We start from the raw sequence: 26068 nt of genomic DNA on the forward strand, positions 1-26068 counted from the left end.
GCAATTTGACTTAACACAAACATTTACGTTTTTACTGATTGACCAAGCTGAAAACCACATAAGGTAAAATATTGCGAGGCATAAAACAGATCATTGTTATAGGCAATACGAAGGGGTTGCAGACTTTGAGACACAACGCCACCCTGCTATGATGACATCACGCAAAACCCTGTGGCTAAGAGATAAATCCATCAATGAATAAACACGAATTTACGCTACGCTACAAATTACATCAGTTAACTACAGCCATCACTTCTGCACCGTCAACCTATTTAGGTCGTAAAGCTGCGGTTTTAATTCCGATAATAGAGCGGGATCAGCAACTGCATCTTTTATTAACTCAGCGAGCCATGCACCTTCGCCATCATCCAGGGCAAATCAGTTTTCCCGGTGGAAAGGTAGAACCGTATGACACCAATGCTGTTGAAACCGCATTACGTGAAGCTCAAGAAGAAATAGGCTTAATGGCAGATAATGTTGAAGTATTGGGTGTTTTTCCTGCACATAAAACGTTTACAGGCTTTGAAATCACCCCAGTAGTCGCTCTGGTAAAACAGCCATTTGAATTGATCATCGATCCTGGAGAAGTTGCAGACTGCTTTACAGTACCGTTGAGCTTTTTTATAGATAACAACAATCGGCATCAGGTATTTCACTACCGTCATGGCAAACGCTATCACGTACATTTTATGCCATTTAACGATCGTTTTATTTGGGGCGTAACAGCCGCAATAATTGATTTATTATGCCGCCATGTCGCTCGCAGGTAATTTAGCGCCTTGCACTCTCACAAGGATACATACATAAAATAAACGCATCGATATAAAATAATACATAACCAAATACTTATATTACATAGCGAATGTATAAACCAGCAGAAAGCGACACCACCAACAACAAAGGAATGTTAACCCAAAAGCCAATTTTGGTAGTGGTTTTAGCGTAAAAGTTAACTAACAGATTTAAAAAACTGACACCTGCACACCACCAGATTAAATATTCTAATTTAATCGTTAAATCAGGATCCCAATACAAACGTACCGACACCCCTTTACTTAAAAAGTAGCCCACGGCTCGATCGGGTCTGGCTTCACCATAAATAATTAGCGCATAAATGGCTAAGCTCCAGCCCAAAATCGACAATACCGTCAACACCACTTGCAACACACCTAATCGAGACATATCCAAATCCTTGGTTTACGCAATATAATCACTCAAGCTTGTCATTATTATCCAATGACACTTTCAGCAATTACCTTGTTCGGCTTTAGCTTAACTTACACATTTGCCATATATTTAACCGACTTATTCAAAAGTAACACATTAATCAGTATAGAATAGCGTTTTCAGCTTGAGAAAAGCCACCAGCAAGGTAAGATAAACCCAAATTTTATATTCATAATTCGATATGTTGGAGAATTAAGCAACAATGAGCATTACATCTGTCGCTTCTGTATTTAAAGGTGAACACGCCATCGGTTCGCAAGTCACTGTACGTGGCTGGGTAAGAACACGTCGTGATTCTAAAGCTGGTATTTCTTTCTTAGCCGTTTATGACGGTTCATGTTTCGATCCCATTCAGGGCGTCGTGCCAAATAGCCTAGACAATTACAATGACGATGTATTGAAATTGACAGCAGGCTGTTCAGTGGTTATGACAGGTGAAATTGTCGCCTCTCCAGGCGCTGGCCAAGCATTTGAAATACAAGTATCGAACATTCAAGTTACTGGCTTTGTTGACGATCCTGATACATACCCAATGGCCGCTAAACGCCATTCAATTGAACATTTACGCGAACTTGCCCACTTACGCCCTCGCACTAACATTATTGGTGCAGTAGCTCGTGTGCGTAACTGTTTATCGCAAGCTATTCACCGTTTTTACCATCAAGAAGGCTTTATTTGGGTGTCTACACCGCTTATCACTGCATCTGACTGTGAAGGTGCTGGTGAAATGTTCCGTGTATCGACATTAGACATGGAAAACTTACCTCGCACTCCAGCAGGAAAAGTAGATTACGACAAAGACTTTTTCGGTAAAGAATCTTTCTTAACCGTATCAGGTCAGTTAAATGCCGAAACCTATGCTTGTGCATTGTCTAAAGTCTATACCTTTGGCCCTACTTTCCGAGCAGAAAACTCAAATACCACTCGTCACCTTGCTGAGTTTTGGATGGTTGAACCAGAAGTGGCGTTTGCCACATTAGAAGATGCCGCAGAATTAGCTGAAAAAATGCTTAAATTTGCCTTCAATGCAGTATTAGAAGAGCGCATGGACGATTTAAGCTTCTTTAACGAACGTGTTGATAATACCGTCGTTGAACGCTTGCAATCATTCGTTAACAGTGATTTTGCTCAAGTTGATTATACTGATGCAGTTGAAATCCTTAAAAACTGCGGCAAAACATTCGAATTCCCTGTTGAATGGGGTATCGATTTACAGTCTGAGCATGAACGTTATTTAGCTGAAGAACACTTTAAAGCACCGGTAGTTGTGAAAAACTATCCTAAAGACATTAAAGCCTTCTACATGCGTTTAAATGACGACGGTAAGACGGTTGCCGCAATGGACGTACTTGCACCAGGTATTGGTGAGATCATTGGTGGAGCGCAGCGTGAAGAGCGTTTAGATGTATTAGATGCTCGCCTCGCAGAAATGCAATTAAGCCAAGAAGATTACTGGTGGTACCGTGATCTTCGCCGTTATGGCACTGTGCCTCACGCAGGTTTTGGTTTAGGTTTTGAGCGTTTAGTGTCTTACGTGACAGGTGTTAATAACATTCGTGATGTTATTCCATTCCCACGTGCGCCTCGTTCAGCTAACTTCTAATACTGAGCTGTAATACCAATAAAAACGCGCCTTGCGGCGCGTTTTTTTATTGGTTTAGAGCATTAATGCATCAAAATCAATGTCAGGTAAAGATTCAAAACCTGGTTTTGCGAATAAATAACCTTGCATTAAATCAATACCGATACTTTTTAGCCACAGATATTCTTCAATTGTTTCAATGCCTTCTGCCAATGCAGTGATGTTTAATTCATGCATCATAGCCAAACAATGTTTTACAATAACTTGCCTTGTTTTATCTGTATGAATATTCCGGATCAATCCCATATCGAGTTTAATAATATTGGTTTGAAAATCCGCTAATAAGTTTAAGCCTGAAAATCCTGAACCAAAATCATCTGTGGCGGTTTTAAAACCCAAAGCTTGATAATAATTGACAATTTTTTGATGTGATTACTGTCTTCAATTTTCTCAACTTCAGTAAACTCAAACATGATCTGCTCTGTTGGAAACTGATATTTTTTAGCCGCTTCGAGCGTAGTACGAATACAGCGTTCTGGCTTGTATATCGCATTAGGTAAAAAGTTAATGCTCAGCATTGAATCAATACCCAGTTTTGCCGCGAGGGCAATGGCTTTAATACGACAAAGCTGATCAAATAAATATCGATTTTCGTCGTTAACCTGTGAAATAACCGAATAAGCAGACTCATTGTTTACACCACGCACTAACGCCTCATAACCAAACACTTTCATGGTTTGGCAATTAATGATGGGTTGAAACGCCATTGTAAAATCAAAATCAAGTTCTGGGGTGTCACTGCATTGATTACAAACAAGTTTGTCACAATGATTTTCGTCTACTTTCATATTTTATCCATAACAAACGTTTGATGTAATAACTGTAGTTTACGCCAGAAAATTAAGGCATAAAAATGCATGTTAGCTGTTCAATATAATCTGTTCACGAAGGTGTTTAACCTCATCACGTAAGGCTGCGGCTTGTTCAAACTCAAGGTTTTTTGCATGCTCATGCATTTGTTTTTCTAGCGCGTCGATTTGATGGCTTAGATCAGCAACACTAGAGTACTTGGCACGTGTATCTGCCACTTCAGCAAAACGAGTTTGATGCTTGTCTTGGCCTTTAGCTGACTTAGGATCGCCAACGTCCATCACATCAGTAATACTTTTAACTACACCGCGAGGAATGATGCCATTTTCAAGGTTATGTTGATGCTGTTTTTCCCGTCGACGTTCAGTTTCACCCATGGCTTTGGCCATTGAGTTTGTGATCCTGTCTGCATACAAAATCACTTTACCATTAACATTACGCGCCGCGCGGCCTATGGTCTGAATAAGCGAACGTTCTGAGCGTAAAAACCCTTCTTTGTCTGCATCAAGAATACACACCAGAGAAACTTCAGGCATATCGAGCCCTTCCCGAAGTAAATTAATACCAACCAATACATCAAAGTGACCTAAACGCAAATCACGAATAATCTCAACCCGCTCTACAGTATCAATGTCTGAGTGTAAATAACGTACTTTAACGCCATGTTCATCGAGGTATTCAGTTAAATCTTCTGACATACGTTTGGTTAACGTAGTCACTAATACCCGCTCGTTTACCGCGACCCTTTTAGCAATTTCAGATAATAAATCATCGACTTGAATTGCCACAGGGCGGACTTCTAATACAGGATCAAGAAGCCCTGTGGGGCGCACGACTTGCTCTGCAACTTCACCGTCACTTTTATCTAGCTCATATTGGCTTGGTGTGGCAGACACAAAAATGGTTTGTGGCATTAAGCGTTCAAACTCTTCAAACATTAATGGCCGATTGTCTAATGCCGAAGGCAAACGAAAACCATACTCGACTAGGTTCATTTTACGACTGCGATCGCCTTTATACATGGCACCAATTTGCGGCACTGTCACATGAGATTCATCAATAATTAATAAGCCATCTGCAGGTAGGTAGTCGAGCAGTGTTGGTGGGCCTTCACCTGTACTGCGACCAGACAAATAACGAGAGTAGTTTTCGATGCCCGAGCAATAGCCTAACTCAACCATCATTTCAATATCGTATTGTACTCGCTCGGAGATCCGTTGCGCCTCGATTAACTTATTATTGTCGAGTAAAAATTGCCTACGGTCGCGCAGCTCTTCTTTAATTTCTTCAGTTGCCGCTAATATTTTTTCTCTAGGCGTTACATAGTGGGTTTTAGGGTAAATAGTGGTACGGGCAATGCGTTTATTAATGTGCCCCGTTAACGGATCAAATTCACTTAAACGTTCAATCTCATCATCAAATAATTCAATCCGAATGGCTTCTCGTTCAGATTCTGCCGGAAAGATATCGATTACCTCACCTCGCACCCGATAAGTGCCTCGCTGCAGTTCAATATCGTTGCGAGTATATTGCAACTCGCTTAGACGAATAAGTATGTCACGCTGCCCCATAAAATCACCTTGGCGCAAGTGCAGCAACATTTTCATGTAGGAGTCAGGATCACCAAGACCATATATAGCCGACACAGAAGCAATCAGCACGACGTCTTTACGTTCTAACAGTGCTTTGGTTGCCGACAATCGCATTTGTTCTATGTGGGCGTTAACCGACGCATCTTTTTCAATAAAAGTATTAGATGCAGGCACATACGCTTCTGGTTGGTAATAATCGTAATAAGACACAAAATATTCGACGGCATTGTGAGGAAAGAATTCTTTCATCTCGCCATAGAGTTGAGCGGCAAGGGTTTTATTGGGAGCCATAATAATCGTAGGTCTGCCCATTTGCTTAATCACATTGGCAATGGTGTACGTTTTACCCGAACCGGTTACGCCCAGTAACGTTTGGCTGGCAATACCAGACTGTAAACCCTCAACGAGTTGCTTAATTGCAGTGGGTTGATCGCCTGCTGGCTCAAATTTGGACTCTAAGGTAAAGACTGACTCTGACACTACGCGGCTTCCTTTTTGATTCAACTTGGTATCATATACCTAAACACTGATTGGTTGCGATAGCTAATGATGATTGATGGCTGATGGCCGTTAGTTGTTAGTTGTTAGTTGTTAGTTGTTAGTTTAAAAGCATTTCAATTAATAAGGTGAACAATCACAGTCACGCAAACTTTCAGCTTAAAGCGCATTACGAGCCTTTTGGTATAAATACCCAGTATCGATGTGCGGTGATTCATTAAACGGCAAGTCAATAAACAATAGCGATTGGCTTACGCCCTAGTCGGCCCATGTTCAGGCATTTTATGTATTGTTTAGGGATGATGACAAATTGGCGATCATTACATGAAATTAATATACAGACCTAAAGATCGGTTAAAAACAGTGTATAAATCGATGAAAAACTAATCTAAATCTCAATTTAATACACAATCTACAATGCAAACATATTACAATTTTGCAATACACAGAACAGTGAACTTACAAAACAGTTGATTTTTATATCTGTTTGAATTTAATCAAGTTAACTCACTGCTAATGAATAGGTATATTTTAACTACAAACCATACTCAGCAAGGGCTTGGAGGATATTTACAGCAGAAGTCCACAAGCTTATCCACAGAAATAGTGGATAAGTCACTAAACATCAATGTGGCTGCGGGGTAGCGCGTTTGTGGGATTCATAAAAACGTAAAGATGTCATGATGAAATTTTATTACATTTGAAAACAATACGACTTATAGAGACAAGCAGTTCACAATTAAGTTAAAACAGGCTCTAAAAAAAAGTAAAATAAGTCGCGATCTTTAGCATGTCGATCACGATTTATTGTCGTAGATAAATTGATGAACGTATAACACACTAGGTGCTAATACTTCTTATTGCAAAGAGTGTCCTATTAACTCGCCCATTCATTGCAGAGCGCAGATTAGCCTCGGGCAACCCAAGCGCTATTGAACAGGCTAAAATATTGTATAACACCATATCTAAACCAAGTCCCTATAGGCATATGCAAACATGCAACAAGCATTGTGAAGATCATGTTGCCTCAACGAAAAATGCACACATGTCTATTATCGACACCACATCGAGCGGCTACGAGAGATTCATGTTCCACTTTAGGCCACTAAACCTTGACCTAAAAGTTCGGAATTGAATCAGCATAGTGATTAAAGTGGCTATTGCTACTAACGATTGCGACTAACGATTGCACTTAAGTATTGTAACCGCACAACGAAGAAAGCCCTGTTGATTTAATGATTTGTTATATTGCACATCCAAAGGTTGAGATTAAATCGTTAATCGCATTATTGATTGTGTAAAAAACGACATTAATGTCCAAAACTCGTGCACGATGTGTATTTGATAACCAATTAGTCACATAAATGCGTTTTTTTTTATAACTCGAGTTGACTCAGTTACCAGAGCGTTTTACTATGCGCTCCGTTCTCAGCAATACATTGCTAAAACGATTCCCCAGTAGTTCAGTCGGTAGAACGGCGGACTGTTAATCCGTATGTCACTGGTTCAAGTCCAGTCTGGGGAGCCAATTTAGTTAGTGTACAGAGAAATAAACGTAATTCCCCAGTAGTTCAGTCGGTAGAACGGCGGACTGTTAATCCGTATGTCACTGGTTCAAGTCCAGTCTGGGGAGCCAACGTTTATTGTTATCGAATTCGATTCCCCAGTAGTTCAGTCGGTAGAACGGCGGACTGTTAATCCGTATGTCACTGGTTCAAGTCCAGTCTGGGGAGCCATCGAGATAACACAGAAAATTGAATACACAATTCCCCAGTAGTTCAGTCGGTAGAACGGCGGACTGTTAATCCGTATGTCACTGGTTCAAGTCCAGTCTGGGGAGCCAATTCAATTAAACACAGTAATGATCAATTCCCCAGTAGTTCAGTCGGTAGAACGGCGGACTGTTAATCCGTATGTCACTGGTTCAAGTCCAGTCTGGGGAGCCATTATTGTTAGCCAGAGTTAGTACCCTAGACTGCTAATACCAACACTGCTAATGCCAACACTCAAGCAACATTTTCCATCACAACTCCCCCACTTTTTACCTTATTGTTTTTCAGTGTTATGACCTATTGCTTGTATATTTTCTTTGCGCCACAGCTATACTGAATTCCATCTAATGCCAATTAGGATAGAATAAGGCAGAAATTGCAGCGAGCTCGTTGTTCTACCTTCAACATGTCTAACGACATTATAAGCAATGTTAGCCATTAGGAACGATCGCACTCTTGAATTTCATCTTTGTTTTTCCTGTTATTATAGTGCTTTAGGTTAATTAAAATTTTTTATTCCATCTGCTATGATAGTATTGGTTATTATATGAACTATTACTTTAGCAAAATGCCTTTCAGATAAACTCGCAATGAATGCACATGCTGTTTAAGGCGCTGATTGACAACTCGTAGGGAATGGATGTTTTATGGGCTTATCAAAATCCTTTCAACTGGTTCTATTTATTGTTTTCGGTATTTTACTATTCCGACTTTATTCAGTAGAAAATATTGAAGTACAAGAACAAGGTGAAATTGCACGCACACATTATGCGAAATATGTGCAAACCTACCGCAGCTGGGATAGCAGCGGCGAAGCCTTGTATCAGCAAATGTCAAAAGATTTTACTTTTCAATTTTTTCAATTTATCCATAGTACTGACAGTAATCTCAATTTCACCCATGGCAGTTTGCAACGTCAAAAGGATGATTTTGCAAGTAAAATTTTTAATATTGAACTAGGCCACATTGAAAACCTTTCTCATGCTCGCTTGCAGGTAAGATTAGATACCGCCAGTGTATTGTCTGCCAGTGTTCATGATTTAGAAGAAACAGCTGTGATCATCATTGGCATCTATATTGTGTTAATGCTGATGTTTGCTGTATTAGTGCAATTACATAAATCACGCATCAAGTATGCGGCCGAATACATTACTCACATCCCCGACTTATCATTTTTAGCCTTAGAGCGCTCACGTTTTCCTGGGGTTTTGCGCCCATTAGGAGATGCGCTAGAGGCCTGCCGCAGCCAATTAAAATTGAGTCTTGATCGTGTTAGAAAAGAAAATGAGCAACTGACAAAAGCCGCTTACCAAGATCCTGTCAGTGGTTTTTCTACTCGCCAACGTTTTACACAACATTTAGAAGAATTGAGTCAGTCAGATAAACAACAATACGGTGTATTGCTTATGGTAAAGGCGGCTGAACTGGCTAACATTAACCAATTGCACGGGCGTGCAGCGGGAGATGACTATTTAGCAAAGTTAGCCAATTGCATTCGAAAAGCGGTTTCATCATTAGGTGTAAATGAGTGCTTTAGAGTATCAAGTGGTGATTTTGCTGTATTTGTTGACAGTCTGACATTAAAAGAAGGTGAAAAGTATTTAGACATACTCAAACGTCACCTAGATGAATATGCCCAAAGTACTCGCAGTGATTCAATTGCCCATGCCGGCATGGTGCCGTATAAAGAAGGTTGCGAGCCTCTAGCGTTAATGGCCTTAGCTGATACCGCAGTCAGTATTGCACAAACACTGGGCCCTAACCGCTATTATCAATTAGAAAAGCTCTCAGGTGATGAGCAACTCGGTGAAGATCATTGGAAATTAACCATCGATGATTTAATCAATCGTCGAAGTATCAATTTTTACCAACAGCCCATACAGCCTTGTAATAATCAAACCGATGTTTATCGTGAGTTATTAGCGCGCTTTTATAATGCCGAAGGTAAATATTTGCCAACCACTACGGTTATTGCAATGGCCGAGCGGTACAGCTTAAACGTTGAGCTTGATAAAATGATTGTTATTCAAACCATTAAAGTGCTCAGTGAAAATCCAACCATTGTCGGAAATGTAGGTGTTAACATCAGTGCATTATCGGCATTGCAAGACAGTTTCACGATTTGGCTCAAAGACTTATTAACCAAACACCGTCACATAGCATGCCGAATTATTTTCGAATTGAATGAAGCGGGCATGCAAGCAAACCTAGTGTCTGGTCGCCAATTTGTTAGCGAAATGCACAAGGTGGGTGCAAAAGTGGCCATTGAACGTTTTGGATTAGGGTTTACTTCATTTAAATTCTTTCGTGAAGTTCGCCCCGATTTCATCAAGTTAGACAGTAGTTACAGTGACAACATTGAACAAGATAACAACAATAAATTTTTTGTTCGTATGATGGTGGATATCGCAAAACGAATTAGCATTAAAGTGATTGCGACAGGAGTTGAAAAACAAGATGAAAAACTCACGTTAGAAAAATTATTAGTTGATGGTCTGCAAGGTTATTATATTGCCAAGCCTGAAGTTTTGGTCAAAAAACAGTAATAACTAAGTTACTATAATGTGAAATTTAGTGTTTTATTCTAAGGTTGAGCAATTTATGTTTAACCTTATTTTTTATCCGTTGTTTCTTAGGCCTAAACCTTAGATAATACTAAGATCTATTGGTCAAAAAAATGAAGCAATGACAGAGTACCTTCTTCTATTAATCGGTACCGTACTGGTTAATAACTTCGTCCTGGTGAAATTCTTAGGTCTATGCCCTTTTATGGGGGTGTCGAGTAAATTAGCGTCCGCTATTGGTATGTCGATGGCAACGACCTTTGTGCTCACTTTAGCCTCTATTTTAAGCTATCTCACCAATGAATTCTTATTACAACCATTTGACTTAATTTACTTAAGAACGATGAGTTTTATTTTAGTTATTGCAGTGGTAGTCCAATTTACCGAAATGGTCGTACAAAAAACCAGTGCATCACTCCATCGTGCCTTGGGCATTTACCTGCCGTTAATTACCACAAATTGTGCGGTATTGGGTGTTGCATTATTAAACGTAAACGAAGATCACAACTTTATACAATCTGCAATTTACGGTTTTGGTGCCGCAGTCGGGTTTTCATTAGTGCTGATTTTATTCTCAGCCATGCGCGAACGCTTGGCCGCGGCAGATGTCCCTCTTCCATTTAAAGGCGGCGCTATTGCAATGATCACCGCAGGGTTAATGTCTTTAGCGTTTATGGGGTTTGCGGGGCTAGTAAATTAATATGACAAGTATATTCATTGCCATTGCCGTATTAAGTTTATTGGCATTAGTGTTCGGCGTGATTTTAGGGTTTGCATCGAAAAAATTTAAAGTCGAAGGCAACCCAGTCATTGACCAAGTTGAAGCATTACTTCCACAAACTCAATGTGGTCAATGTGGCTACCCAGGTTGCAGGCCTTACGCAGAAGCCATTGCCAACGGCGATCATATCAACAAATGTCCACCTGGTGGCACCGCGACAATGGAAAAAATTGCCGAGCTAATGGGGGTTGATGAAGAACCGTTAAATGCCGAAGCCCAATCTGCAGTCAAAAAAGTGGCCTACATCCGTGAAGATGAATGTATCGGCTGTACCAAATGTATACAGGCCTGCCCGGTTGATGCCATTTTAGGCGCAGGAAAACTAATGCACACGGTTATCGCTAAAGATTGCACCGGCTGTGATTTATGTGTTGAACCTTGTCCTGTTGATTGTATCGATATGAACCCAGTTGAAACAACAATACAAAATTGGGATTGGAAATTAAACACCATTCCCGTCAAGGTGATTCATTCTGAGCAAGAGGAACAAGCGTGTTAACCTTATTAGAACAACTTGATAAAGGATTCTTGTGGCAATCACCTGGTGGGATCCACCCACCTCAATTAAAAACATTGTCTAATCAATCTGCCATATCTCGCTTGCCACTTGCTAAACGCTTTATTGTGCCAGTGCCATTAGTCGGTGAGCAAGCCATCCTCACCGTCTCTGTAGGTGACAAGGTATTAAAAGGGCAAGCGTTAACTGAAGGCTCAGGTTTTACCTATTTACCTGTCCATGCACCTACCTCAGGTCATATTATTGCCATTGAACAACATGCCAGTAACCATGCATCTGCATTACCCATATTAAGTTGTGTCATAGAAGCTGACGGGCTCGATACCTGGTGTGAGTTAACCTCAAATAGCCTCGAGCAACTATCAAAAACTGAGATATTATCCAAGATCAAGCAAGCAGGTATTGCGGGTATGGGAGGCGCAGCTTTTCCAAGCCATGTAAAACTTAACCCAGCCAGCGAAATTGACTTAGTAATTATTAATGGTATTGAGTGCGAACCCTATATCACCTCAGACGACAGGTTAATGCGTGATCATAGCGATGAAATTTTAGCGGGTGTGGGGATCATTCATCACCTTCTTAATCCACAGCGGATCATCATCGCAATTGAAGACAATAAACCTGAAGCAGCTAAAAACATGCAAGCTGCAATTGAACGCTCATCGTTGCCAAAGGGGCAAATTAGAGTCACTGTTATACCAACGAAATACCCATCAGGTGGCGAAAAGCAATTAATTCAGATTATTACCGGTAAAGAAGTTCCCAGTGGTGCAATACCCGCTCAGCTCGGTATTGTTGTGCACAATGTCGGCACGGCCTACGCAATCCAAGATGCTATTTACCATGGAAAACCCCTAGTTGAACGGGTCGTGACACTCACTGGCGAAAATATCGCTAAACCCGGTAATTATTGGCTACCCCTAGGTACAACCGTTGCTGATGCATTACAGGCTGTCGATTTTAAGCCATCAACACAGCAAAAAGTCATTGTGGGTGGACCTATGATGGGTTATGCACTGGCTGATTTAGATGTGCCTATTTTAAAAGGGACTAACTGTTTGTTAGTGCCCAGTCCTGAAGAAATCGCACCCGACACCACTGAAAAAGCCTGTATTCGTTGTGGAGAGTGTGCAGTCGCCTGCCCTGCACTATTATTACCACAACAACTTTTTTGGCATGCAAAAGCACAGGAATATGACAAAGCCGCCAGTTTTAACCTAAAAGATTGCATTGAATGTGGTTGTTGCAGTTATGTTTGCCCAAGTGATATTCCATTAGTTGAATATTATCGTGTGGCTAAATCTGCATTAAAAACAGCGGCTGAAGAAAAACACCAAGCAGAGCAAGCAAAAATCCGCTTCGAAGCGCGTTTACAGCGTTTAGAAGATGAAAAAAATGCACGTGAAGCCAAAGCAAAAGAAGCCGCCGCTAAGCGCCAAGCCAATATGAAGTCAAGTGACAAAGATGCTGTCGCTGCTGCAATGGCAAGAATAGCCGCAAAAAAAGCACAAGCAGAGTCAAACACAAGTGTTTCTGAAGCACCAACTGTTACTACACAAACAGCTATCGATCCCAAAAAAGCCGCTGTCAACGCAGCCATTGAACGCGCCAAAGCTAAAAAAGCTGCTCAAGCGGATACCAGTAATGTTAAGGCAGCAGACCACACTGACGCACTGCTCGATAATATAAACGCAGATGATGTAAAAACGGATGACAAACAAGCTAAAGTTGCAGCAGCAATTGCGCGCGCCAAAGCCAAAAAAGCGGCTCAAGCTAATGATGTCATTTCCAGTCAAACTGACGCCATAACGGGATCTGAGCACAATAAGGACCAAGTGACGCCACCTGATGATAAACAGGCACGCGTAGCAGCCGCAGTAGCAAGAGCAAAAGCGAAAAAGCTGGCTCAAGCAGCGGCTAGTTCGTCAGCGACAGACCCAATAGCCACACCCGATGCAAATGTTCCAACTGAGTCAACAGATGCAACAGATGCAAGTGCTGATCATTCAACAGAACCGCTTACACCGAGTAACACTATAGAACCACAAACTGCAGACTCAAGTGTGAGTGATAAACAGGCACGCGTCGCGGCCGCTGTGGCCAAAGCAAAAGCGAAAAAGCTGGCTCAAGTAGCTGCTGGTACGTCAGCGACAGACCCAATAGCCACACCCGATGCAAATGTTCCAACTGAGTCAACAGATGCAACAGATGCAACAGATGCAAGTGCTGATCATTCAACAGAACCGCTTACACCGAGTAACACTATAGAACCACAAACTGCAGACTCAAGTGTGAGTGATAAACAGGCACGCGTCGCGGCCGCTGTGGCCAAAGCAAAAGCGAAAAAGCTGGCTCAGGTTGCTGAAGATAATCAGGACCAAAGTCTTGAGAACCAACATAATGAGCAACACAATGAGCAACATACGGAGATGAGCACAGCGCTCTCTCCAGAACAAGCCAAAAAAGCTAAGGTTGCTGCGGCAGTCGCCAAAGCAAAAGCGAAAAAACTCGCTAAAAGTGCTGAGCAAGAGGAACAATAAACATGGCATTTAAAATTGCCTCATCCCCACATGTGAGTACCAGTTTACACACAAATACCGTGATGAAACGAGTCGCATTGTGTCTTATTCCTGGCCTTGTGGTTCAAAGCTATTATTTTGGTTTTGGCACATTAATACAATTATTACTGGCTGTGAGTACTGCATACCTTGCAGAAGCTGCCGTGATGAAGCTACGCAATAAAAACATCAAAGCAACATTGAGCGATAACAGTGCATTGGTTACAGCAGTGCTACTTGCTGTTGCTATTCCGCCATTAGCCCCCTGGTGGTTAATTGTCATTGGTACCCTGTTTGCCATTGTCATCGTTAAACAACTTTATGGTGGCTTAGGCAATAATGTCTTTAATCCTGCTATGGCAGCTTATGTACTGTTATTGATATCGTTTCCTGTTCAAATGACATCATGGATAGCCCCACAAACGATAGCGTTAAATCATGCTGATATATTGAGCAGCCTATTTAGTATATTTGAGTTCAGGCATTCATTTTTGGCGGAGCACTTTCAGCTCAGTATTGATGGCACAACAATGGCAACCCCACTTGATACACTCAAAACTGATTTATCGATGGGCTTAACCACCACAGAAAGCATGACAAAACCAATATTCTCTGGCATGGCCGCAGAAGGCTGGTTTTGGGTTAATATGGCTTACCTTATTGGTGGTGCCATCATGCTCAAATTAAAGGTGATTCGTTGGCATATCAGTATTGCGATATTGGCCAGTTTATTTGTGTGTGCAAGCTTTGGCTATTTAATCAGTCCAGATACTTTTGTTAGCCCGTTAATGCACCTATTTAGTGGTGGCACCATGCTGGCGGCATTTTTTATTGCAACAGATCCAGTGACTGCAGCCACCAGCCCACGGGGACGTTTAATCTTTGGCGCAATGATAGGTGTGCTTATTTATGTTATTCGTACCTTTGGAGGGTACCCTGACGCAGTGGCATTTGCGGTATTACTGGCAAATATGTGCGCACCATTTATTGACTACTATGTGCGCCCTCGTAGTTACGGCCACCGCACAGGAAATTAATCATGACCATAAACGAAAACCCAATGATTAAAAATGGCTTGTTATTAGGTCTATTTGCCTTGTGTTGTACCGGTTTAGTGGCCCTTGTCAACGCCCTGACCCAAGACACTATTGCCTTGCAGCAACAAAAGCAACTAACAGAAACCTTAACTCAGGTGATCCCAACTGCGTTACATGATAACGCCTTATTTGAGCAATGCATTTTAGTTCATTCACCAGAATTACTGGGAAGTGACGCGTCATTGCCCGCTTATTTGGCTTATAAGAATCAACAACCCGTGGCTATTGCCATTGAAGCAATCGCACCAGATGGTTATAACGGTGAAATGAAGCTCATTATTGGGGTTGATAATAACGGCCAGGTATTAGGCGTGCGCACACTATCGCATCAAGAAACCCCAGGCCTGGGTGACAAAATTGAACTGCGAAAATCAGATTGGGTCACTCATTTTAGTGGCAAAATGTTTAACAACAATCCTGAGCAGTGGAAAGTCAAAAAAGACGGTGGCCAGTTTGATCAATTCACCGGCGCCACAATTACCCCTAGAGCGTATGTAAAAGCGGTTGCAAAAGCATTGAGTTTTGTTGAACAAAACCGCCAGGCCTTATATCAAAGTCATGTTAAGTGCGAGGGTAACCATGAGTAATTATCGCGATATTGCCAGCCAAGGCTTGTGGAAAAACAATCCCGGCTTAGTACAGTTACTTGGCTTATGTCCTCTATTAGCAGTAACAGCCACCATTGCCAATGCTCTGGGTCTTGGCGTTGCAACCTTACTGGTATTAGTCGGTTCAAACATTTTAGTCTCACTGGTGCGTGATTATGTCCCAAAAGAAATCCGCATTCCTGTATTTGTGATGATCATTGCCGCATTGGTAACCTGCGTACAATTGCTTATCAACGCCTACGCGTACAACTTATACCTATCGCTTGGAATATTTTTGCCGCTAATTGTGACAAACTGCATTATCATCGGTCGCGCTGAAGCGTTTGCATCACGCAACACTCTAGCCCACTCCGCATTCGATGGTTTTATGATGGGTTTAGGATTTACGGCGGTATTAGTGGTATTGGGAGCAAGCCGAGAATTATTAGGCCAAGGCACGCTATTTGATGGTGCCGATTTGTTACTAGGTGAATGGGCCAGCAGTTTAACTATCCAAGTTTGGCAAGTCGATACCCCCTTCTTGCTTGCAATGTTGCCACCTGGAGCATTTATTGCGATGGGATTATTGATCGCATTAAAAAATGTTATCGACAGCAAAATAAAAGCAAGACAACCTAAACCAGAGTCGGTCGCAGTAACCCGAGCAAGGATCACCAAGGTAAGTTAACAAAACATTATGAATAAAGAAAAACGCATTCAGATCTTAACGCGATTACGAGATAACAATCCAAAGCCTGAAACTGAGTTGAATTTTTCAAGCCCTTTTGAATTGTTAGTGGCGGTCACCTTGTCGGCACAGGCTACGGATGTCAGCGTAAACAAAGCAACAGACAAACTGTTTCCCGTGGCTAACACGGCACAAGCAATTTATGATCTTGGTGTTGATGGACTAAAAGAATATATTAAAACCATTGGTTTATATAACAACAAAGCCATTAACGTCATTAACGCCTGTAAAATGCTAATTGATTTACACGGCGGTGAAGTACCCGAAAATCGCGAAGCCTTAGAAGCCCTGCCCGGTGTAGGTAGAAAAACAGCCAACGTGGTACTTAACACGGCATTTGGCTGGCCAACAATAGCCGTAGACACGCACATTTTTCGCATGGCAAACAGGACTAAATTTGCACCAGGCAAAAATGTCGACCAAGTTGAACAAAAAATGCTAAAAGTGGTACCTGCAGAGTTTAAAGTCGATGTGCACCATTGGTTTATTCTGCATGGTCGCTACACCTGCCTAGCACGTAAACCTCGCTGTGGTTCCTGTATTATCGAAGACTTGTGTGATTTTAAAGAAAAGGTTTATCCTGAGGATTAACTAAAACAATAAAGACCAAAACACTTGGTATGCTTTGGCCTTTATTCAGTAATTTATTGTAGGTTAACTCATCAACTAACATGCAATAAACTCATGTTTTCTGCTACATCAAACTGTATGTAACGTTAGCAATGACGCTTATCGTTATTTAGTACATTGCAACAAAAAATGCACTAAAACAAATTGCGATTACCACGGTAGTGCCTAAGGCCATTTTTAATTCTGTAGTCATTCTCTTGCCTCCAAGTAGGTATAAGTGGAGAATAACGCCTTTTGCTTATGAACCCAAAACATATCATCACAAATGTGAGCTAAAGCAAAAAAATATCCATTCATTACTGAACTAACAGCGATTTCAATCGCAGATAATCCACTGTATTGACGCGCGAATCTTTTCATTGTCATCAGAGCTTGTTAAAGTCAGATTTATTTTAAATAAGAGAGTAAAAACATGTCGCAACTACTTCACACTATGATCCGCGTTGGCGATTTAGACCGCAGCATTCATTTTTATACCAATGTAATGGGAATGAAGCTATTACGAAAATCTGAAAACCCTCAATATAAATATACCCTGGCATTCGTGGGTTTTGGTGAAGAAACCACAGGCCAGGCCGTGATTGAATTAACCTATAACTGGGGTGTTGACAGTTATGACTTAGGCAATGGCTTTGGCCATTTAGCTATTGGTGAAGAAGACATTTATGCACGTTGTGATGCGATAACACAAGCCGGTGGTAAAGTGACACGAGCGCCAGGCCCTGTTGCTGGTGGCACAACAGAAATCGCCTTTGTTGAAGATCCTGACGGATACAAAATAGAATTAATCCAGAAAAAGTCAGCAACTGCGGCATTAGGTTAATTACGACATCAACACCAACAAAATACAAAGCCAGCTAACTGGCTTTGTTATTACAGTGAGCAGGTGTTATATCACACAACTCAACCATGTTTACTCAGGCTTGACCAAACTAAAATGTTCATAGGCTCGTTGTGTTGCTATACGCCCTCTTGGTGTGCGCTGAATAAAACCTTGTTGAATTAAAAATGGCTCGAGCACATCTTCAATGGTTTCTCTGTCTTCACCAATGGCTGCGGCAAGGTTATCTAATCCTACTGGCCCGCCCATAAATTTATCGATAATCGCTAACAGCAGTTTTCGGTCTAAGTAATCAAAACCTTGCATATCAACATCAAGTAAATCAAGCGCATACTCAGCCACTTTTTGGGTCACTTTGCCATCGTGTTTAACTTCAGCGTAGTCTCTAACGCGGCGCAATAAACGATTAGCAATCCGCGGCGTTCCACGTGAGCGAGTGGCAATTTCAATCGCGCCTTGTTCATCAATTTCTAACGCCATCACTTTTGCAGAGCGCGTCACAATGGTGGTGAGATCTTTAACGTTATAAAACTCTAACCGCAGTGGAATACCAAAACGTGCCCGCAGAGGTGAAGTTAACGCGCCGGCTCGGGTTGTTGCCCCGACAAGGGTAAAAGGGGGTAAATCGAGTTTAATTGAACGTGCTGCAGGGCCTTCACCAATCATAATGTCGAGTTGATAATCTTCCATTGCGGGATATAAAATCTCTTCAACGACAGGGCTTAAACGATGAATTTCATCGATAAACAACACATCACCTTGTTCAAGGTTGGTGAGTAGTGCGGCGAGATCGCCAGCTTTTTCAAGTACTGGGCCTGAGGTAGATTTAATATTAACGCCCATTTCATTCGCCACAATCATGGCAAGGGTTGTTTTACCAAGCCCTGGCGGGCCAAATATCAACATATGATCTAAAGCTTCGCCGCGATTAATTGCAGCCTGAATAAATACTTTAAGCTGTGCACGGGTATCATCTTGTCCGGTATATTCATCCAACATTTTAGGCCGCATAGCTCGGTCAATTAATTCATCTTGACCTTGTACTTGCGGTTGGATCAGGCGATCTGCTTCAATCATTTTATCGATACCCTAAAGAGATGTGTAACGCGTTATAACATTGACTTTAACGCTGCTTTAATCAGCGTTTCTGAGCTCATGCCTTCTGCAAATGCTGCTGAAACAGCTTTGCTTGCCTGCGCCGGTTTGTAGCCTAATGATAGCAATGCTGAAATGGCATCTTCTTCTGCGCTGTCTACAACAGGAGCCGGTTTGTAGTTGCTTTGTAGCATAAACTCTCTTTCAGATCCGACTGACGCTTCGAGCAAGCTTTTGAGTTTATCACGCATTTCTATCACTAAACGCTCAGCGGTTTTCTTACCCACACCAGGTAATTTCACCAACGTGACAATATCATCACGTTCAACACAAGACACAAATTCACTGGCCGTCATGCCAGATAAAATCGTTAATGCAAGCTTAGGCCCAACGCCATTGGTTTTTATCAAGAGACGAAATAAAGCCCGCTCTTGTTTAGTAATAAAGCCATATAATAACTGCGCATCTTCACGCACCACAAAATGAGTAAAAAGCATGGTGGGATGATTCAGCTCTGGCAGTTCATAGAAACTGGTCATAGGAACTTGCAGCTCATAACCAACGCCATTAACGTCGAGTACAATTTCAGGCGCTTGTTTTTCAACTAAAATACCACTAAGACGACCAATCATTTATATCTTCCGTATGTTCTGCTGCTAGCCTTACCGCCCATGGCAATAAGACTCTGATAAGTATGAAAATGACAAACCGCAACCCCTAACGCATCTGCGGCATCGGCTTGAGGCGCCGCAGGTAATTTTAACAGTTGTTTTATCATGTGTTGTACTTGTGCTTTTTGCGCGCGGCCAGTGCCTACTACGGCACTTTTAATTTGCGTTGCGCTGTATTCAGCAACAGGTAAATTGGCACACGTTGCCGCAACGATAGCCGCGCCACGCGCTTGTCCTAACTTGAGCGCAGAATCAGCATTTTTTGCCATAAAAACGCGCTCAATTGCAAACTCATTGGGTTGATACTGAGTTATGATTTCGGTTAGGCCTGAAAAAATCTGCTGTAAGCGCTGAGGTAGATCATCTGCTGATGTACGAATACACCCACTGCCTAAATAAATTTGTTGTCTGCCTTGGCATTGGATCACACCATAACCGGTAATACGCGATCCAGGATCGACCCCTAATATAATCATAGATTATCTAATGCTTCCATTACGTCATTAGAAATCTCAGCGTTATGATACACTTCTTGTACATCATCGTGATCTTCTAAGGTATCAATTAAGCGTAAAAATTTCTCTGCGGTTTCAAGATCTAACTCAGCTTTAGTCGATGCCACCATGGTAACTTCTGCATTAATTGAGCTAAGCGAGCCATTATCTAATGCATCTTTTACTTTACCAAAGGTTTCAGGGCTGGTGAACACATCCATTGCACCATCATCATGAGTCACCACATCATCTGCGCCCGCATCCAAGGCCAGCTCCATCAGTGTGTCTTCATCTATGCTGTTATCATAGGAAATAACACCTAATTTAGTGAATAAATAGGCTACAGATCCATCTGTACCCAGGTTGCCACCTGATTTGTTAAATGCATTACGTACGCCAGACACTGTGCGGTTACGGTTATCAGTCATGGTTTCTACCATCACAGCTGTACCACCAGGCCCATAACCTTCATAAATTATCGTTTCAAGTTGCTGGCCATCAACTTCGCCCGCGCCTCTTTTGATAGCACGCTCTACCGTGTCGCGAGTCATATTATTTGATAACGCTTTGTCAATTGCAGCCCGAAGCCTTGGGTTTGCATCCGGATCTGAGCCCCCCTCTCTGGCAGCAACGGTCAGTTCGCGAATAAATTTAGTAAATAACTTGCCGCGTTTAGCATCTTGCGCGGCTTTACGGTGTTTGATGTTGGCCCATTTACTGTGCCCTGCCATGTAAAGCTCCTTTTTCATGCAAGTAGAACATATTACTCGTAAAAAACATACCGAGGCAGCAGCCTCGGTATGTGGTGCTCTTTAAGAGCGAATTATACTGAACGGTTTAGGTTATTCTTCAGCTTTAGGCTTTTCAATAACTGCAATTCCGAGTTCAGTTAATTGCACAGGATTGGCAAACCCTGGCGCATTAGTTAACGGACATGCTGCGGTAGTGGTTTTAGGGAATGCCATCACATCACGAATTGAGGTTGCACCCGTCATTAACATGATAATACGGTCTAAACCAAACGCTAAACCGGCATGAGGAGGTGTACCATAACGTAATGCTTCAAGTAAGAAACCAAATTTCTCTTTTGCTTCTTCTGGTTCAATACCTAATAAGCTAAATACCGTGCTTTGCATCTCTGCATTATGAATACGAACAGAACCGCCACCTAATTCACAGCCATTTAGTACCATGTCATACGCATCTGAAATTGCAGCAACAGGATCTGCGGCTAATTCTGCTGGGCTTATGCCACGAGGTGCCGTAAATGGGTGGTGAACGGCATGTAAGCCGCCATTGATTTTTTCAAACATTGGGAAGTCAACCACCCAAAGTGGGCGCCATTGACCTTCTAATAAATTAAAATCTTCACCAGCTTTTAGACGCAATGCCCCCATTGCTTCAGCAACAACATTGGCTTTATCTGCGCCAAATAAAATGATGTCACCGGTTTGAGCACCTGTGCGACTAATAATGTCATTAACGATAGATTCAGATAAAAACTTAAGTACCGGTGATTGAATACCATCCATGCCGGCGGCTAAGTCATTAATCTTCATCCAAGCAAGGCCTTTAGCACCATAAATGCCGGCATATTTGGTGTAGTCGTCAATTTGTTTACGAGACAGTGAAGCTCCCGTTGGGATACGTAGAGCTGCAACTCGGCCTTCTGCGTCATTTGCAGGACCGTTAAATACAGCAAATTCAACCTCTTTGACTAAGTCAGCAATATCAACGAGTTCTAGAGGGTTACGTAAATCAGGTTTGTCTGAGCCATAACGCTTCATGGCTTCAGCGTAGGTCATACGTGGAAAATCACCTAAATCAACATTGAGTAAATCTTGGAATAATCCGCGCATCATTTGCTCGGTTTTTTCCATGACTTGTTCAGACGTCATAAATGAGGTCTCAATATCAATTTGGGTAAATTCAGGTTGACGGTCTGCACGTAAATCTTCGTCGCGGAAACATTTAACAATTTGATAGTAGCGATCAAAGCCAGACATCATCAGTAACTGTTTAAACAGCTGAGGTGACTGTGGCAATGCAAAGAACTGCCCTTTATAAGTGCGGCTTGGAACTAAGTAGTCGCGGGCACCTTCTGGTGTTGCTTTTGTTAAGATTGGCGTTTCGATATCCAAAAAGCCATTATTATCTAAAAAGCGACGTACAGCACTGGTGACTTTTGCGCGGAAAATTAACCGCTCAGCCATTTCTGGACGACGTAGGTCTAAATAACGATATTTAAGGCGTTGTTCTTCGCTGTTATTTTGATGATTGTCCATGCTCAATGGCAATGGTGCCGACGCATTAATAATGGTCAATTGCTTGCCAAGAATTTCAATTTCACCCGTTTTCATTTGTGGGTTTATTTGGCTGTCAGGGCGTGCACGAACAATACCCGTTACTTGAACACAAAATTCACTGCGTAATGTGCTTGCAATGTCAAAGACTTCTTTTAAGTCTGGATCATAAACAACCTGTACCAGCCCTTCTCTGTCGCGTAAGTCTAAAAAAACAACTCCGCCCAAATCACGACTACGGTTAACCCAACCGACTAAAGTAACTTCTTGACCAAGATGAGACAGATTAATGTCTCCACAATAATGACTGCGCATTGAACTCTATCCTTTATCCACAAAGCGGTATTTTTGGAAATCGAAAACGATAAAAACGGCATTATATACCGTGACTCAAACATATGCATTGAAGTATCAGTCAGTTTACGTCAATTAACCATACCTGCGGCACATAATCTCGCTTGACTGACTGAAAAATCAACAAAACAGTTAGTTCATTTTATATTGATGACCACCAATCTTTTTAGCTTGATACATTAATTGATCGGCCATCTTAAGTAATAATGGTGCGTTATCAGCGTCATCAGCAAAAAGTGCAATACCAATACTGGCCGAAATACTCACACTCACACCGTCGATATGGAACGGTTTTTTTAAGGCTTGCAATATGTTGTCGGCAACCTGTTGAGCGCTGCTTCTATTGTCTATATTATTGAGCAAGAGCACAAATTCGTCACCACCAAAACGTGCAACAGTATCAGACTCTCGAACACACTTACGTAGCAACAAGCCAACGCGATGCAGTAGCTTATCTCCTATGTGATGTCCATGAAGATCGTTTACCGCTTTAAAACCGTCTAAATCAATAAACAGGAGCGCAAAACGCTGTTTCTCCCTATGATGTGTTAGCACTGCTTGGTGTAATCTGTCATCAAATAAGCCGCGATTGGCTAATCCGGTCAGGTTGTCATGGCTAGCCATAAATTTCAGGTTATCTTCTGCTTTAAGCCTTTTTTGGATTTCAATGTTTAAACGGCGATTAGACATAAATACGACTGCAGCAATCAATGTCAAAATCAATAATCCAAAAATCAAAATCTTTAGCCAACGCTCATAACGCAACGTGTCGCTGTTTAAATCAAGAGAAACCCACTTTTGATACATATTTTGCTGTTCGGTTTCATCAATAGTGGCTAACACCCGGTCAACAAGCGGAACTAATTCTTTGACTCCTGGAAAAAAACCAATACGACTATGTTGCTCGGTTAATTCAGCAACTAATGACATTTTTAAACTCGGGTATTGGCCACCTTTTAATGTGGAGGCTAACGAAGCGACTTGTTCAACAAACATGTCCGCAGTTCCGTTGATCACGGCTTGGATCCCTTGATTAGTATCAGCAACAGTAACCAGTTCTATCCCAGGATATTGTTGTCTTAATTGGGGCACAATATGGTATCCGTCAACAACCGCGAGTCGTTTACCTACAACATGTGAGATGTTAAAAATAGGTGGTTGCGTAATCGACGTCACTATCGCCCACGGAGAGGGCCAATAAGGCGCTGAAAAAGAAAGAGCACTTTCACGCGCAGTGGTTTGTGCCATGCTCGCCACTAAGTGGATCTCACCTTTTATCAGATCATTAACCATTTGGACAAAATCATCATATGCAACAGGAATAATCGTTAAATTTAATTGCCTCACAAGTAAATTTTTAATGTCGGCATTAACCCCTAAAAACTGACCGTTTTTACCTTGAAACTCCATCGGCGCCCAGTTTTTTAGGTAACCCATTTTAATGGCGCCTATACTGGTAATATATTGTTTTTGCTGTTTTGTTAATTTAATTTTATTAGCTGTCGCAGCAAAATATCTATCATCAGGGTTAATTAACCATTTACGCTCAATTTGTATTTGTTCTTCTACAGAGATTAAATTGAAACCCGCCTCAATTCGGTCCGCTAATCCACTGTCATCAACACGCGTTAAGGTGTACATCTGAGTGTTAAATTCGATGTCTGTGTATTGACGAAAATTAGCCCACAATTTATTGGCAAGTAAGTAATGTGATGTCATTGCAGCAGAAGAAACAAACCCAACAATTTCATGATTCTGGGCCGCGTTAACCATCGCATCTAAGGTATCGTAAAATCGTAATTGAGCTTTAGGGAATGCGGTTTTAACCTCGCTAATATAGGGCGCAGTAGGAAACACCCCTATTCTCATGTCTGACGTTTCGATATTTTTAAGCTGTTGATTATTGCTAAAAAAACGACTCTTAACTGAAATGATATTCCATGCCTGTTTAAGCCCAGAACGCATATCTTGGCTTTCTGGGTAACCAATATGCACGTCTGCGACACCCCGTTTGACATCGTCAATGGTGGTGTTCATGTCACCTGAGACAAAATCTATATTGATGCCAGTTTTTTTAGACCATAACTGCCATAAATCAACTAACATCCCTGAAGGTAATCCATCAACACCAATATCAGCAAAGGGTTCTATACCCGTTTGCATCGCAATAACAACGCCAGAGGTTTGTTTATGGTAGCCTAGCCATCGACGCTCAATTTGTTTAATGACCTTGGGTGAAATTAACTCAAACCCTGCGTTAATTTTATCAAGCAGTGTTTGATTACCTTTTATCACTGCAGGCGATAAATTAACCTTTTTAATAAAAATTCGCGATGAACTGTAAAAATTAGCTGCAATATCTTGCTCTAGCTCAACATTCCGTTGATAACCTTCAATACCAGCAAAAACAAATAAATCTCCTTTTGCTGCAGCTTGCAATAATTGTTTACGGTTTTTGTATCGCTTAAAACTCAAGCGAGGCTCCAGCTCATGGAGCATGACTTCATGCGAAGAACCTGCAACAACCCCTATTTGATAAGGGATCAAATCACTCACTTGTTTTTTATTAACAATGGATTTGTGTACATAAAGATAAGCATTTAACGAGGTAAACGGCATTGCAAAATCAAACAGGTTTGCGCGTGCTGCCGTTTGAGACATACCGATGTGGATATCGGCGTTGTTGTGCTCAAGTTGATCTAAAGAGGCTTGCCAATGACGGGCGACAAATTGCACCTTCGTGTTAGTCACAATTGACCATTCACGCCACATGTCGACTAAAATTCCGGCTGGATTACCTTGTTTATCTAAATATTGGAAAGGGTAGGTATCTTCTCCTAATACCACCACTAATGGTTTAGGTGGATTTAACCTCGATTGCTCATTTGCATGTACTGCGCTTGCAGGAAGGCTTAGCGACATCAACACGAATGTCAGCACCCAATATATCAATTTCAAGTTTTTTCCCTAATACTTTCAGTTTTGATTATCAAACGTTAGCCTGTTGATTTTGTTGACTATTGGCTGATTACGTTAAACACCTTGTTGCCCAAATAATGGATTATGCTTTTAACCTAAGCACTTGTAGCTCAACAAAGATGATAGTTTACAAAAATAAAAAATTTAACAATGCTAATTGCCACAGCTGTGGATACTCTCGTGTTTTATTTTCTGAGAATATTATCACTTTTTACCCGTCAGTCGCGCAGTTTTATTGGAACATAAAACACCTTTTGTCGCCTTTTATATACGCTTGGTAAACGTGGGTGACAAGATCAAGTGATCCA

The 26068-nt window shown here is 41.6% G+C and carries 19 protein-coding genes, 5 tRNA genes and 1 pseudogene; 16 read left to right on the forward strand and 9 right to left on the reverse strand.

What is annotated here, in order from left to right; genetic code table 11:
• Positions 1-194 precede the first annotated feature (194 nt).
• A complete protein-coding gene (locus tag IEW93_RS03205; protein ID WP_188736866.1) occupies positions 195-770 on the forward strand; it encodes a CoA pyrophosphatase in 576 nt (191 codons plus the stop codon).
• Positions 771-846: 76 nt separating this feature from the next.
• Here the strand turns inward: IEW93_RS03205 and IEW93_RS03210 are convergent, their stop codons facing one another.
• Complete coding sequence (locus IEW93_RS03210) at positions 847-1182, reverse strand: hypothetical protein (protein WP_188736867.1); 336 nt, start codon at positions 1180-1182, stop codon at positions 847-849.
• 247 nt (positions 1183-1429) lie between these two features.
• Here IEW93_RS03210 and asnS point away from each other — a divergent pair, with 247 nt between their 5' ends.
• Positions 1430-2830, forward strand: a complete 1401-nt coding sequence (gene asnS / locus IEW93_RS03215; protein WP_188736869.1) for an asparagine--tRNA ligase — start codon at positions 1430-1432, stop codon at positions 2828-2830.
• A 54-nt stretch (positions 2831-2884) separates the two neighbouring features.
• Here the strand turns inward: asnS and IEW93_RS03220 are convergent.
• Positions 2885-3657: pseudogene (locus IEW93_RS03220) on the reverse strand (EAL domain-containing protein).
• A 72-nt stretch (positions 3658-3729) separates the two neighbouring features.
• Entirely contained in the window at positions 3730-5751 is a 2022-nt protein-coding gene (uvrB, locus tag IEW93_RS03225) for an excinuclease ABC subunit UvrB (protein ID WP_188736871.1), read from the reverse strand.
• Between the two features lie 1470 nt (positions 5752-7221).
• On the opposite strand from uvrB, the gene IEW93_RS03230 reads away from it, so the two are divergent.
• From IEW93_RS03230 to gloA, 14 genes are all read left to right on the forward strand, one after another.
• A tRNA-Asn gene (locus IEW93_RS03230) sits at positions 7222-7297 on the forward strand.
• Between the two features lie 32 nt (positions 7298-7329).
• A tRNA-Asn gene (locus IEW93_RS03235) sits at positions 7330-7405 on the forward strand.
• A 24-nt stretch (positions 7406-7429) separates the two neighbouring features.
• Positions 7430-7505: transfer RNA gene (locus IEW93_RS03240), tRNA-Asn, on the forward strand.
• A 31-nt stretch (positions 7506-7536) separates the two neighbouring features.
• Positions 7537-7612 (forward strand) — tRNA-Asn (locus IEW93_RS03245).
• Positions 7613-7639: 27 nt separating this feature from the next.
• Positions 7640-7715, forward strand: a tRNA-Asn gene (locus IEW93_RS03250).
• 473 nt (positions 7716-8188) lie between these two features.
• A complete protein-coding gene (locus IEW93_RS03255; RefSeq protein WP_188736873.1) occupies positions 8189-10087 on the forward strand; it encodes an EAL domain-containing protein in 1899 nt (632 codons plus the stop codon).
• 139 nt (positions 10088-10226) lie between these two features.
• Complete coding sequence (gene rsxA, locus IEW93_RS03260; protein ID WP_188736875.1) at positions 10227-10805, forward strand: electron transport complex subunit RsxA; 579 nt, start codon at positions 10227-10229, stop codon at positions 10803-10805.
• A 1-nt stretch (position 10806) separates the two neighbouring features.
• Complete coding sequence (gene rsxB, locus IEW93_RS03265) at positions 10807-11385, forward strand: electron transport complex subunit RsxB (RefSeq protein ID WP_188736878.1); 579 nt, start codon at positions 10807-10809, stop codon at positions 11383-11385.
• Positions 11379-13943: an electron transport complex subunit RsxC gene (gene rsxC, locus IEW93_RS03270; RefSeq protein WP_188736880.1), complete on the forward strand. Its 2565-nt coding sequence runs from the start codon at positions 11379-11381 to the stop codon at positions 13941-13943. The genes rsxB and rsxC overlap by 7 nt, the downstream gene beginning before the upstream one ends.
• Before the next feature lie 2 nt (positions 13944-13945).
• Positions 13946-14998 carry an electron transport complex subunit RsxD gene (gene rsxD / locus IEW93_RS03275; protein ID WP_188736881.1) on the forward strand — a complete coding sequence of 351 codons (1053 nt, stop codon included), beginning with the start codon at positions 13946-13948 and terminating at the stop codon, positions 14996-14998.
• Between the two features lie 2 nt (positions 14999-15000).
• A complete protein-coding gene (gene rsxG, locus IEW93_RS03280) occupies positions 15001-15645 on the forward strand; it encodes an electron transport complex subunit RsxG (RefSeq protein ID WP_487250666.1) in 645 nt (214 codons plus the stop codon).
• Positions 15638-16333 (forward strand): electron transport complex subunit E, encoded by a 696-nt coding sequence (locus IEW93_RS03285; protein WP_188736883.1) that lies wholly within the window; start codon positions 15638-15640, stop codon positions 16331-16333. The genes rsxG and IEW93_RS03285 overlap by 8 nt, the downstream gene beginning before the upstream one ends.
• Before the next feature lie 9 nt (positions 16334-16342).
• Positions 16343-16984 carry an endonuclease III gene (gene nth, locus IEW93_RS03290; protein WP_188736885.1) on the forward strand — a complete coding sequence of 214 codons (642 nt, stop codon included), beginning with the start codon at positions 16343-16345 and terminating at the stop codon, positions 16982-16984.
• Positions 16985-17435: 451 nt separating this feature from the next.
• Entirely contained in the window at positions 17436-17846 is a 411-nt protein-coding gene (gloA, locus tag IEW93_RS03295; RefSeq protein ID WP_188736887.1) for a lactoylglutathione lyase, read from the forward strand.
• A 90-nt stretch (positions 17847-17936) separates the two neighbouring features.
• Here gloA and ruvB read toward each other — a convergent pair whose 3' ends face one another.
• The 6 genes from ruvB to IEW93_RS03325 all read right to left on the reverse strand — a co-directional run bounded on the left by ruvB (position 17937) and on the right by IEW93_RS03325 (position 25703).
• The gene (ruvB, locus tag IEW93_RS03300; protein ID WP_188736889.1) at positions 17937-18941 is read right to left on the reverse strand and encodes a Holliday junction branch migration DNA helicase RuvB; all 1005 of its coding nucleotides are present in this window, start codon (positions 18939-18941) and stop codon (positions 17937-17939) included.
• A gap of 32 nt (positions 18942-18973) precedes the next feature.
• The gene (gene ruvA / locus IEW93_RS03305; RefSeq protein ID WP_188736891.1) at positions 18974-19591 is read right to left on the reverse strand and encodes a Holliday junction branch migration protein RuvA; all 618 of its coding nucleotides are present in this window, start codon (positions 19589-19591) and stop codon (positions 18974-18976) included.
• On the reverse strand, positions 19588-20106 hold the full coding sequence (gene ruvC, locus IEW93_RS03310; RefSeq protein ID WP_188736893.1) for a crossover junction endodeoxyribonuclease RuvC: 519 nt from the start codon (positions 20104-20106) through the stop codon (positions 19588-19590). Before ruvC ends, ruvA begins: the two co-directional genes overlap by 4 nt.
• Positions 20103-20855 carry a YebC/PmpR family DNA-binding transcriptional regulator gene (locus IEW93_RS03315; RefSeq protein WP_188736895.1) on the reverse strand — a complete coding sequence of 251 codons (753 nt, stop codon included), beginning with the start codon at positions 20853-20855 and terminating at the stop codon, positions 20103-20105. Before IEW93_RS03315 ends, ruvC begins: the two co-directional genes overlap by 4 nt.
• A 111-nt stretch (positions 20856-20966) precedes the next feature.
• Positions 20967-22742, reverse strand: a complete 1776-nt coding sequence (aspS, locus tag IEW93_RS03320; protein ID WP_188736897.1) for an aspartate--tRNA ligase — start codon at positions 22740-22742, stop codon at positions 20967-20969.
• A gap of 171 nt (positions 22743-22913) precedes the next feature.
• The gene (locus IEW93_RS03325; RefSeq protein WP_188737081.1) at positions 22914-25703 is read right to left on the reverse strand and encodes a diguanylate cyclase domain-containing protein; all 2790 of its coding nucleotides are present in this window, start codon (positions 25701-25703) and stop codon (positions 22914-22916) included.
• Positions 25704-26068 lie beyond the last annotated feature (365 nt).

Origin of the sequence: Shewanella inventionis (assembly GCF_014641855.1) — a bacterium.
GTDB lineage: Bacteria > Pseudomonadota > Gammaproteobacteria > Enterobacterales > Shewanellaceae > Shewanella > Shewanella inventionis.